12 protein-coding genes and 1 pseudogene are annotated in these 11,308 nt (G+C 41.2%); 8 read left to right on the top strand and 5 right to left on the bottom strand.

Translation table 11 applies throughout. From position 1 onward, the window contains the following. Positions 1-123: 123 nt before the first annotated feature. The 4 genes from leuS to ACKI39_RS11790 all read right to left on the bottom strand — a co-directional run bounded on the left by leuS (position 124) and on the right by ACKI39_RS11790 (position 3,956). Positions 124-2,658 (bottom strand): leucine--tRNA ligase, encoded by a 2,535-nt coding sequence (gene leuS, locus ACKI39_RS11775; protein WP_407400762.1) that lies wholly within the window; start codon positions 2,656-2,658, stop codon positions 124-126. Positions 2,659-2,837: 179 nt separating this feature from the next. Continuing rightward, positions 2,838-2,972 (bottom strand): hypothetical protein, encoded by a 135-nt coding sequence (locus ACKI39_RS11780; RefSeq protein ID WP_407400764.1) that lies wholly within the window; start codon positions 2,970-2,972, stop codon positions 2,838-2,840. 64 nt (positions 2,973-3,036) lie between these two features. Next, the gene (locus ACKI39_RS11785) at positions 3,037-3,426 is read right to left on the bottom strand and encodes a PIN domain-containing protein (protein WP_407400766.1); all 390 of its coding nucleotides are present in this window, start codon (positions 3,424-3,426) and stop codon (positions 3,037-3,039) included. Beyond that, positions 3,423-3,956 carry a helix-turn-helix transcriptional regulator gene (locus tag ACKI39_RS11790; protein WP_407400768.1) on the bottom strand — a complete coding sequence of 178 codons (534 nt, stop codon included), beginning with the start codon at positions 3,954-3,956 and terminating at the stop codon, positions 3,423-3,425. The genes ACKI39_RS11785 and ACKI39_RS11790 overlap by 4 nt, the downstream gene beginning before the upstream one ends. Before the next feature lie 303 nt (positions 3,957-4,259). On the opposite strand from ACKI39_RS11790, the gene ACKI39_RS11795 reads away from it, so the two are divergent. The 4 genes from ACKI39_RS11795 to ACKI39_RS11810 all read left to right on the top strand — a co-directional run bounded on the left by ACKI39_RS11795 (position 4,260) and on the right by ACKI39_RS11810 (position 8,072). Next, positions 4,260-4,445, top strand: a complete 186-nt coding sequence (locus ACKI39_RS11795; protein ID WP_407400770.1) for a hypothetical protein — start codon at positions 4,260-4,262, stop codon at positions 4,443-4,445. A gap of 82 nt (positions 4,446-4,527) precedes the next feature. After that, positions 4,528-5,526, top strand: a complete 999-nt coding sequence (locus ACKI39_RS11800) for an ABC transporter substrate-binding protein (RefSeq protein ID WP_407400772.1) — start codon at positions 4,528-4,530, stop codon at positions 5,524-5,526. Continuing rightward, positions 5,519-7,135, top strand: coding sequence for an ABC transporter permease (locus ACKI39_RS11805; RefSeq protein WP_407400774.1), 1,617 nt, complete (start codon positions 5,519-5,521; stop codon positions 7,133-7,135). The genes ACKI39_RS11800 and ACKI39_RS11805 overlap by 8 nt, the downstream gene beginning before the upstream one ends. Then, positions 7,119-8,072 carry an ABC transporter ATP-binding protein gene (locus ACKI39_RS11810; protein WP_407400776.1) on the top strand — a complete coding sequence of 318 codons (954 nt, stop codon included), beginning with the start codon at positions 7,119-7,121 and terminating at the stop codon, positions 8,070-8,072. The genes ACKI39_RS11805 and ACKI39_RS11810 overlap by 17 nt, the downstream gene beginning before the upstream one ends. On the opposite strand, the gene ACKI39_RS11815 is transcribed toward ACKI39_RS11810, so the two are convergent. Next, positions 8,073-8,429 (bottom strand): hypothetical protein, encoded by a 357-nt coding sequence (locus tag ACKI39_RS11815; protein WP_407400778.1) that lies wholly within the window; start codon positions 8,427-8,429, stop codon positions 8,073-8,075. It lies immediately after the preceding gene. Positions 8,430-8,728: 299 nt separating this feature from the next. Here ACKI39_RS11815 and ACKI39_RS11820 point away from each other — a divergent pair, with 299 nt between their 5' ends. From ACKI39_RS11820 to ACKI39_RS11835, 4 genes and pseudogenes are all read left to right on the top strand, one after another. Further along, positions 8,729-9,202 (top strand): pyridoxamine 5'-phosphate oxidase family protein, encoded by a 474-nt coding sequence (locus ACKI39_RS11820; protein WP_407400780.1) that lies wholly within the window; start codon positions 8,729-8,731, stop codon positions 9,200-9,202. Positions 9,203-9,426: 224 nt separating this feature from the next. Further along, positions 9,427-10,695 carry a GNAT family N-acetyltransferase gene (locus tag ACKI39_RS11825; protein ID WP_407400782.1) on the top strand — a complete coding sequence of 423 codons (1,269 nt, stop codon included), beginning with the start codon at positions 9,427-9,429 and terminating at the stop codon, positions 10,693-10,695. Between the two features lie 13 nt (positions 10,696-10,708). Further along, positions 10,709-11,107 carry a cytidine deaminase family protein gene (locus ACKI39_RS11830; RefSeq protein WP_318690132.1) on the top strand — a complete coding sequence of 133 codons (399 nt, stop codon included), beginning with the start codon at positions 10,709-10,711 and terminating at the stop codon, positions 11,105-11,107. A gap of 16 nt (positions 11,108-11,123) precedes the next feature. Then, a pseudogene (locus ACKI39_RS11835) lies at positions 11,124-11,308 on the top strand (hypothetical protein); the annotation flags it as partial.

Here is an 11,308-nt window from a genome sequence, read left to right on the forward strand (position 1 = left end):
GCTGAATGAGTTTTTCATAGAAGGAAATTTATGACTTGGTGTCGTGTGTCTACGGACGAGAATTTCAGCGCATGCTGAAATTCTCGTTCAGGAAACTGAAGCTTAAAGTTTCAGTTTCCTGATTTATTTAGCAACGAAATTTACCATCTTGCCTTTGACAACGATAACCTTAACGATTTCCTTGCCGTCGGTAAATTTCTTGTAGCCTTCTGTTTCAACGGCCATCTTCTTCATTGTCTCTTCATCACAGTCGGCTGCAGCCTCAAATTTGTCGCGGAGTTTTCCGTTGATCATGACAACGATTTCCTTTGTGTCTTCCTTGCAGTATTCTTCGCTGAAGGTTGGCCATGCTTCGTAGGCGTTTGTGTTTGTGTGACCGAGCTTTTCCCAAAGTTCTTCACCAAGGTGAGGAGCGTATGGGCTGAGCATGAGGACGAAACCTTCCCACATTGCCTTAGGCATCTTTTCTACCTTTGAAGCTTCGTTGATGAAGATCATCATCTGGCTTATTGCTACGTTGAAGTCAAGGTTGGCTGTATCCTTTGTTACCTTTGCAACTGTCTTTGCATAAGTCTTGCGGAGTTCTACAAGTGCCTTGTCTTCGATCTTTGCTGTAATGTCGATATCTGCCATTGGCTTTTCACTTACCTGCCAAACCTTGTCAAGGAAGCGGTTGATACCAACGAGCCCCTGTGTGTTCCAAGGCTTAGAAACTGTAAGCGGTCCCATGAACATTTCGTACATGCGCACGCTGTCTGCACCGTACTGGTCGATCATTTCATCAGGGTTTACTACGTTCTTCAAAGACTTGGACATCTTTGCGATGATCTGTTCAACTTCTTCGCCAGTTGCCTTTTCAATGTACTTGCCGTCCTTTTCTTCAACTTCATCAGTTGGAACAAGAGTCTTGTTCTTGCGCTGGAAAGCAAAAGAAGTGATGAGTCCCTGGTTGATAAGGCGCTGGAATGGTTCCTTTGTAGAAACTACGCCGCAGTCATAGAGAACCTTATGCCAGAATCTTGCGTAGAGAAGGTGGAGAACTGCGTGTTCTGCTCCTCCAACATAAAGGTCAACAGGCATCCAGTAGTTTTCAGCTTCCTTTGAACAGAAAGCATCGTTGTTCTTTGGATCAAGGTAGCGCAGGTAGTACCAGCATGAACCGCCCCACTGAGGCATTGTGTTTGTTTCGCGCTTTGCATCCTTTCCGCACTTAGGGCACTTGCAGTTAACCCAGGAGTCGATGGCTGCAAGAGGTGATTCACCTGTACCTGTAGGCTGGTAAGACTTAACATCAGGAAGCTTAACTGGAAGTTCGCTTTCTGGAACAGCAACAGTTCCGCAGCAAGGGCAGTGTACCAGAGGAATAGGTTCACCCCAGTAGCGCTGACGGCTGAAGATCCAGTCGCGGAGCTTGTAGTTTACGGTTGCCTTACCGATTTTCTTTTCCTCAAGGAATTCAATCATCTTTGCGATGGCATCCTTTTTGTTGAGTCCGTCTACAAAGCCTGAGTTGACGTGGATTCCGTCCTGTGTCCAAGCCTGTGTCTGAACATCAACTTCCGACTTGAGAACTTCAATGATTGGAAGATCGAACTTCTTTGCGAATTCCCAGTCGCGGTCATCGTGGGCAGGAACGGCCATGATGGCACCAGTTCCGTATGAAATGAGAACATAGTCTGCAATCCAGATTGGAATCTTCTTTCCATTAACAGGGTTGATTGCATAGCTTCCTGAGAAAACACCTGTCTTGTCCTTTGCAAGGTCAGTGCGCTGAAGGTCAGATTTCTTTGCAGCTTCTTCGATGTATTTTTCAACGGCATCCTTCTGTTCAGCTGTAGTGATCTTCTTTACTGCAGGATGTTCTGGAGCAACTACCATGTATGTAGCGCCAAAAAGTGTATCACAGCGAGTTGTGTAGACTGTAAGCTTTTCGCCCGCATGTCCGTCGATTTCAAAATCAACTTCTGCACCGAATGACTTTCCGATCCAGTTGCGCTGCATGGCCTTAACGCTGTCTGGCCAGTCAAGTGTATCAAGGTCTTCAAGAAGGCGTTCTGCATATTCAGTGATCTTCAGGATCCACTGGCGGATTGTCTTGTGTGTAACAACTGCACCACAGCGCTCGCACTTTCCTTCCTTTACTTCTTCGTTGGCAAGACCTGTAAGACAGCTTGGACACCAGTTGATTGGAGTTTCTGCTTCGTAGGCAAGTCCCTTTTCGTAGAGCTTGAGGAAAATCCACTGAGTCCACTTGTAGTAATCTGGTTCACATGTAGAAACGCAGCGATCCCAGTCATAAGAAAAACCGAGTGCCTTGATCTGGCGTGTGAAGTTCTCGATGTTTGCGTTTGTTGTGATTGAAGGATGTGTTCCAGTCTTGATTGCATAGTTTTCTGCTGGAAGACCGAAAGCGTCATATCCCATTGGGTGAAGAACATTGTAGCCGTTCATGCGAAGGTAGCGGCAGTAAATGTCTGTTGCAGTGTAGCCCTCAGGATGTCCAACGTGAAGGCCTGCTCCCGATGGATAAGGGAACATGTCGAGAACATAGCGTCTCTTGTCTGCCGAAAATTTTTCATCTTCTGTTACACGGAATGTCTTGTTCTTATCCCAGTAATTCTGCCACTTCGGTTCAATGTTTTTGAATGGGTATGCCATTTTTATAACTCCTTTGTTTCACGTGCCATGGAGGGCGCGACAATAGTTTATCAATTTATCTTGCGAGTTTTTGCGAAACAGAAACTCGGCGAGTAAAAATTACAGCAGGTAATTTTTATGCGCAATTATAGTAGATTGTTAAAAGATTGTGAAGTTTTCGTCTGGCATTATGTGAGTCATCATAATCTTTCAGTCTTGACCTTCAGATCAACCGGTGTGTTTTTTACGGCTTTCCAGATGGCGGTAAAAATTCCACGGGGCTGCCAGGTAAGGTAGGCTATGTCTGCGCTGTGAATTCTGTAATATCTAGGCATTTGTTTACTACGACAATAATATAACCAGCTGCCTGAAAAAAAAGCATTAAAGGACCTGTTTAGTTTATTGGGCCAGCTGCAGTTTTTCATTCACCGTCTGGATCAATTTGAAATGCTTGTCATTGGAGCATAATGTAGTCTTGTATTTTATGGCAAGATATGCAATCACTGCATCCTGGAAGGGAACGGAAAGCCCAGATTTTCGTAAATCTGCAATGAACATCCCGATCTTTTTCCAGTCTTCCCCTGATGCATCAGAATCCAATGGAAGTTTATCTACTGCATTCACAAACAGTTCAACTGCATTTTTTTCCGCAGCATTTTTGATTCCTCTGTAAAGTTCTGCAATTACAATCCCGCAAACAACCACGTCTTCCTTGTTCAGTAATTCCCAATGTGCATCTTGTGAATTGTTTATCATATCGATGACGACGTTTGTATCTAAAAGAATCATATGAGGCTTTCCTCCCGCAGTTTTGCTATGTAGGAAGGATCCATTTTTACTGTTCCGATCTGCTCAAAAAAATCAGTCTTGTTAAATTTTTTTGATTTTGAATAGACGGATTTTTTAGTTTCTGGTTTTTCCTTCAGAAAATTAAGTTCCGTCTGCAAGGATAAAATCATTTCCTGCATCTGGAATAAAATTTCTGAAAAATGTGCAAATCTGGAATCTGTATTTATGTCAAAAGAAACAGGAGATTCAGAAAACGCAGGAGCGGGAGAAGCTACGGCAATATAACCATCGTGATTGCATTTATAGGAGATTTTCTTATCTGTTTTGGAACCACTTTCAAATTGATTGTCAATCAGTACTTCATAAGGAACCTTGTATATTTTTGCAAGCTTTCTGACGATTTCCACGGATGGTTCAACTTCCCCTGATTCATATTTCATGTAAGCTTGACGGGAAAGTCCTAGTATCTTTGCCAGCAGTTCCTGAGAGTATCTGTTCTTTGTACGCAATTCCTTTAAGATTTCCTTCATACTAAAAAACTAAGACTATTTTTATTAAAAGTCAAGTTTTATATACTGAATTTGTTGTGTTTTGTTTACTTGGATTTTAAAAGGGATGTGACAGAGGGGACAGACTCCTTTGGTTTTAAAAGTGACTTTAAGATCATCGCCGATTATTTTGTGAAGCGAAGAAAGATTCCAGAATATCGTGGATCAAAAGATACGATAAAGCATGTGGACGAGTTTTTTAAACTCATGAAAATTTTGACAAATGACAATGAAATAGAAACGGTGTATAATGAAAGCATATTCAATGAACAAGGAGGTACTGATATGGCTGGATATTTTACGACTTTGATTAATGAAGGCAAACTTGAAGGTAAACTTGAGGGAAAGGCCGAGCTTATTCAAAAGATGATCAAGAACGGAAATATGTCCATTGAACAGATTGCCACCCTCCTGGAACTGCCTGTAGAAAAGGTGAAAGAACTTTCCCAGATGGAACTTGCATCCGCATAAAATATCACAATAATCTGGTTATATAAAAACTAGCGAAAACTGGGTATTTTAATAATATCAGATTAGGACTATCATCGGCTCCATGAAGATCAGAAATTCAGTTTTTGCAATCCTTATTGCATGTGCTGCACTTTGCGGCTGTTCCAAGAAAAAGGACAATACTCTTAAGGTTTATTCTATTATACATGAATCAGAAGCCGAGGTTATCTGCAGCCTCTTTACAAAGAAGACCGGCATTCCCGTTCAGTATCTGCGTGCTTCTACCGGCGAACTTGTAAACCGTCTTATTTCAGAAAAAGATAATCCTCAGGCAGACATTTTGTTTGGTGGGGCAACTTCCTATCATCTTCTTGCCCGCGATGCAGGTGCCCTTGAATCCTATGTTTCACCGGAAGCTGAAGGTTATCCTGAATATGCTCTTTCTTCAGACGGAACCTATACAGGCTTCTGTGTCCTCACTTTGGGGATCGGTTACAACACAAAAAGATTTGCGGAAAAGTTTCCAGGTGTTGAAGTTCCGCTTACATGGGACGACCTGCTCAATGAAAAATTCAAAGGCGAAATCGTTTTGACAAATCCACAGGCTTCATCTACAGCCTACCTTTTTGTCCAGAACCAGCTTCAGCGCCTTGGAATGGAAAAGGGGTGGGATTATCTTTCAACTCTTGCTCCACTTGTCGGTCAGTTTCCAGACAGCGGAAGCGCACCTGCAAAACTTTTGGGCACAGGCGAGTATTCCCTGGGTGTTTCATATCTTCACATGATGGCAAAATACAAGGATCAGGGCTTTGACGTTGGCTATGTGGCTCCTCCTCGTTCTGTAGGTGACGTTGACTGCATTGCCATCACAAAAAATGCGGCCCACATGGAGGAAGCGAAAAAATTCGTTGACTTCATTTTGAGCGCGGAAGCACAGGAAGTTTTAAGCGGAATGAACTACACGCTCCCGGCAAATCCACGTGCAAAACTTAAGGAAGGTTCCATCACTTTGGACCAGATAGATCTCATCGACTACGATTCAAAGGCTGCGGCTGAACAGAAAAAAGAAGTTCTTTCAAGGTGGGCAGAAATAGTTGAATAAAACTGTAGCAAAGGAAAAAGACATTCTTCTCTGGTTTCTGTGGGGCACTGTAATTGCAGTCCTTTCAGCAACCATGCTTTTCCCTTTGCTTCGAATCTTTGCTGAAGTGAAGACTGAATCTTTTGCTACCGTTTTCAATTCCAGAAAATTTCTTGCAGTAATGGGCAACAGTGTGCGTTCCGCTTTTTGGGGAGCGCTGGTTTCCGTTGTTCTCGGTTACGGTTTTGCCTACGCAGTTGTCGTCGCAAAAGTTCCGTTTTCAAAATATTTTGCCGTTGTTCCTGTCCTTCATTTGATTACGCCGCCTTTTGTTGGAGGACTTTCCTTCATTCTGCTTGCGGGGCGTCAGGGTTTCATCACAAAAACAATTTTAGGACTTGATGTTTCCTTTTATGGTTTCTGGGGACTTTTAGTTGCCCAGGTTCTGTGTTTTTTTCCAATAGCATTTTTAATCTGCGCACAGAACCTTGGAAACATGAATGGTCATTTTGCTGAAAGTGCCTTGTCCCTAGGAGCAGGCAGACTAAGAATGTTTTTTACAGTAACACTTCCTCTTTCCCTTCCTGGCATCAGCGCAAGTTTCCTTTTCATCCTGGTAAGCATCTTGAGCGACTTTGGCAATCCCTTGATTGTTGCTGGCCGCTATAAGGTTCTTGCCGTTGAAATCTACACGCAGCTTACAGGCTGGGTCGATTCTTCTGTTAGTGTAGTTCTAGGAATAATTCTCCTTGTGCCTTCTGTAATATTGTTTTTGATTCAGGCATGGCTTGTAAAAAAGTATGCGATAAAAACGGCAACTGTAGGCGGGAGAGTTTCTTCTTGTACACAGATTAAAAGTTCAGCAGCATCAAGAATCATTCTTTTCATTTTATGCGGAGTTCTTTCCCTCATTGTAATCGCCCAGTTTGCATCCATTGTGGCAGGCAGCTTCCAGAAGCTCTGGGGGATAAATACAACCTTCACAATGAACCACATCACTTCTGTGGCACGCCATGGAAAGGCTTTGTTCAATTCCATTTCTTATGCCTTGATTGGGGCGGCTTTAAGCACGATTCTTGCTTTCCTTGCATCTTTCTTTGTTCACAGGTCTTCTTTTCCGTTGAAGAAAACCATTGATGTGCTGATTCAGGTTCCGGCTGCAATTCCAGGAACTTTTCACGGTCTTGCAATTTCTTTGCTTGCCTCGGCACTCAATTTTCACAATGCAAGGGTTCTTGTGATTGCCGCAATTTCCGTTGGTTTCATTCCTTTCTCCTATAGAATAATTTCTTCTTCCATGATGCAGATAAGAACTACCTTGGATGATGCGGCCCTTTCCCTTGGTAGTACAAGAACAGGAATATGCGGAACCATTATTGCCCCTTTGTGCAGCGAAGGAATTTTAAGTTCTTTCATCTATACTTTATCAAGGGGAATTGGAACCGTAAGCGCGGTAATTTTCCTTGTGTCCTTTGATACACCTCTTGCATCCCTAAAGATTCTTAATCTTGCAGAGCAGGGGGACTGGGGACAGGCAGCGGCCCTTGCTCTTGTACTGACCGTGATCACCTTTGCAATTTTGCTTGCAGAAAAACTTCTGAAAAGGAGATTCTATGAACACAATTCTTGAATTTAAAAATATTTCTTTCAGTTATGGAAAGATAAAAATAATAGATGATTTATCCCTTGCAGTTGAAGAAAAAAGCTTTACTACATTGCTTGGTCCTTCAGGCTGCGGCAAGACTACTTTGCTTCGCCTTGCATCGGGTTTCATTTCTCCTGACTCTGGTGAAATTCTTGTAAACGGAAACTCTCAGAAAGGAATCGCACCAAATAAAAGAAAAATCGCATACGTTTTTCAGGACTATGCATTGTTTCCCCATATGACCGTTGAAAAAAATATTCTATATGGATTGAAGTTGCATTCCCATGAGAAGGAATTGATGCACTATAAACTTGAACAGAACCTAAGACTTTTAGGTCTTGTTGGTCTTGAAAAAAGATATCCTCATGAACTTTCCGGCGGGCAGCAGCAGCGAGTTGCCCTTGCGCGTTCCCTTGTTCTTGAACCGGAAATACTTCTTATGGATGAGCCTCTTTCAAGTCTTGATGCAAAGCTCCGTTCCCAGCTTAGGGAAGAACTTAAGGAACTTCAGCAGAATGTTGGAATTACAACAATCTATGTTACCCACGATCAGGAAGAAGCCATGGGCTTGAGCGACAACATTGCCGTGATTGATCATGGAAAACTTTTGCAGCAGGGTACAGGTCCTGAACTTTATTACAAGCCAGAAACAAAACAGGTGGCAGATTTTACTGGAAGTGCCAATTATTTTGGGAATGTAATGGTGAGAAACGAATGGTTTACCCTAGAAGAAAATGATGACATGAAATTTTCGGGAACTGTAGTTTCAAAAACTTTCCTTGGGAAAACAACCAGAATTAAGGTAAAGTCTGATTCATCTTCCAGCGGATTGTTCTGCGCAGAAATTGAAACCTCAAAGGCTCAAGAATTATCCGCCGGAAAAAATGTTGTGTTTTATGCAGAAAATATTGTGAATTTTTGATTAGTCTTTCCCGTAAAGGGTTTTCCTGTGAAAAGAATCCCACCAGTAAATTTCTATGTATTCTCCTGAATGTAGACTTCTGGTCAGATTGTAAGTTGTAGAATTATTTAGAGAATAGTTGGATTTAGAACAGCAATCACCAAAATCTTTTTTTGTATGAATATCGATTCTAACATGCTTGTTTTCCCTGGTTTTTTCACTGAAAGTAACCGTAAATTTATTACAGGCACTGTCTTCCCAATAGGCATTGTCAGAACAACTGATGGTATCTTCAATAAGTCTGCAGGAAGCCAGACTAAAAATGAAGAATGCAATTAATGACATCAAAATGATTTTTCTTGTATTTTGTTTTTTCATGTGGGACAATTTACAGTAGATAGGATATTTTGAAAATTACCTTTTTTGTCGAATTTTGACTATTTCAGGTGCATTTTTTCCTTTTGTTGAAATATTAAGCGGTAAAAAAGGTAATATCCAAAAAACTTAAGGCTTGGAGTTTTTTGTTTGTCTTAGCTTATTAGGTTGAACGCAAGAAGAGTACCTTACAGATTGGACAGAGATCAGGTCTTACATTGATTAACTTGAAGTGAGGAAACTATGAGAAGAAAAGATAGGGAAGTAAAAGATTTTGACGAAATAATTTCCATTCTTGATAAATGCAAGGTTCTTCATCTTGCAATGATAAGCGAAGGAAACCTTATTCGGTTCTTGTTAATTTCGGATATATCGTAAAAGAAGAAGATAGAACTAAAAAACTTTCAATTTATATTCACGGTGCCGGCGAGGGGAAGAAAGTTGAAGCCCTCAAGGAAAATCCTGCAGTAAGCTTTAGCTGTGAATGTGGTGTTGAAGTTGATTCTTTAGGAGATAAGGCTGATGCATGTAAGTGGACCTGTTACTACGAAAGTGTAATCGGTTTTGGCAAAGTGCGCTTCCTGGAAAAGTCTCCTGAAAAAACTGAAGGCCTTGATTCCCTTATGCTTCATAACGGATATAAAATTCCGGCTGGTGTAAAAAAAATTGCCTACGGAATGATGGAACTTGCAAAAACTATGGTTGCCTGTATTGATGTGGAAGAGGTTAGTGGCAAACGTCATATAAGGAATAAAAAAAAGAGTGAAAGTTTATGATTGAATTAAAAGAATTATCAACAAAAGACTTTGATGACATAGAAAAAGTTACTTCCATGGAATGATGGTTGAAGCACATTGGCAAAATAATCATTTTATCTGATAAAATTGACCTGTCCTCCGTATTTAATTTCTGCTGCTTACCTGCTATTATGACCGCCATAAAAAATATGATAAGACAATGGACTTGTAATTAAGTCTCTAAGATAATTGAAGGTGAAAAAATGATTGAAACCGAAAGGCTTATCCTAAGAAATTACACGATGGATGATTTTGATGCACTTTACGAAATTGTAAGTGATCCTGAAACAATGCAGCATTATCCAGCTCCTTTTGATGAAGAGAAAACCCGTGGCTGGATAAAATGGAATCTTGAAAACTACGAGAAATACGGTTTTGGACTTTGGGCTGTTGTGTTGAAAGAAACAGAGGAATTCATCGGTGACTGCGGAATTACTATCCAGAACATTGACGGTGAACTTCTTCCTGAAATTGGATATCACATTAACAAAAAATACTGGCGCCGTGGATTTGCAAAGGAAGCTGCCCATGCTGTTCGTGACTGGGTTTTTACCAATACTGAGTATAACGAAATTTATTCCTACATGAAGTACACAAATGTTGGTTCCTATTCAACGGCTGTTGCAAACGGAATGAGAAAAGTAAAGGAATATCTTGACCCAAAAAACAAGATTTCTTTTGCATATTCAATCAAGCGTGCAGACTGGGATAACATTGTTGCAGGTCCAAAAACCGTAACAAAGGAAGACATTAAATCAGCTCTTGAAAAACTTGGCGTTGAAAAAGGCATGATCCTTGAAGTCCACAGTTCATTGAAAAGCTTTGGAAATGTTGCTGGAGGTGCACAGACTGTAATCGACGCTCTTAAAGAAACTGTTACAGAAGAAGGAAGCATCTTCATGCCGGCCCTTCGTCTGAGCCATGAAATGGAACCTACAGAAGAAGACAAAAAACTTGGCATCAAGGTTAAGATAAAGGTACTTGATCGCGATGAAAAGAAAACTGCCATGGGAATTATTGCAGACACTTTCAGAAGTCTTCCTGACACATACACGGGCAGCGATGTAATCAGCACAAGCGGCTGGGGAGAGCACGGAAAGGAAGCCTTGACCGGCGGACTTGATTATGCAATCCACAATGGCGGAAAGGCACTTCTTTTTGGAGTCGACATTTACAAGCTTACAGCCATGCACTACATGGAAGTTCACACTCCAAAGGAAATCAATGAACAGTATGCTCCAGGTGATGAAGTGAACAAAATCTATCCGCCTGAAGAATGGTTCATTGAAACGGGACATCCGCCACTAAAAGCATGGTATACTATCCAGTGCATGGCCTACAAAAAAGGACTGATAAAGGAAACCTACATCGGCAACTGTCATGTAATGTATTTTGACATTTGGGATGTTGTAAGCCTTTATGCCAAAGAATTAAAAAACAGACCCTTTGAACTTTGGGGAATAAAAGAATAACAGGAGAAAAAAAATGGACGCAATTTGGACAGAACTTTACAACGCCGCAAAGGCAGTGCAGAATCCAAGACAGATTTCTGACTATGTATCAGGCGGAGAAGTTTCCGCTGCCATTCTTTCAAAAAGTGGAAAAATCTATACAGGAGTCTGCATTGACACCTGCTCAACTTTAGGAATCTGTGCCGAGCGAAACGCAATCTTCAACATGATTACAAACGGAGAAAACGAATTTACAAAAGTAGTTGCTATTATCCCAAACGGAAAACAGGGTGCTCCTTGTGGTGCATGCCGTGAACTTATGGTTCAACTTATGCCAAAGACATACAAGGACATTGAAATTCTTATGGACTATGAGACAGAGAGAATTATAAAACTTGGAGACATTACTCCGGAGTGGTGGATCGGCGAATAAGATTACAATACATAAAATGCTTGAGAAAAATAAAATGAATTACAAAGTCATAGATTTTGAAAATTATGAAAAATTTTATGCAGGCGCAATGGCTGACATAGAAAAGGCAAAGGCAACCCGTGAATATGGTCTTGATGCAGTGAATCATCCAAACTGGTTTGATGCTTCATGTATTCCGTGGATTTCCTACGACACACTGAA

It is taken from the genome of Treponema sp. (assembly GCF_045641405.1).
In the GTDB taxonomy this organism is placed as follows: Bacteria; Spirochaetota; Spirochaetia; order Treponematales; family Treponemataceae; genus Treponema_D.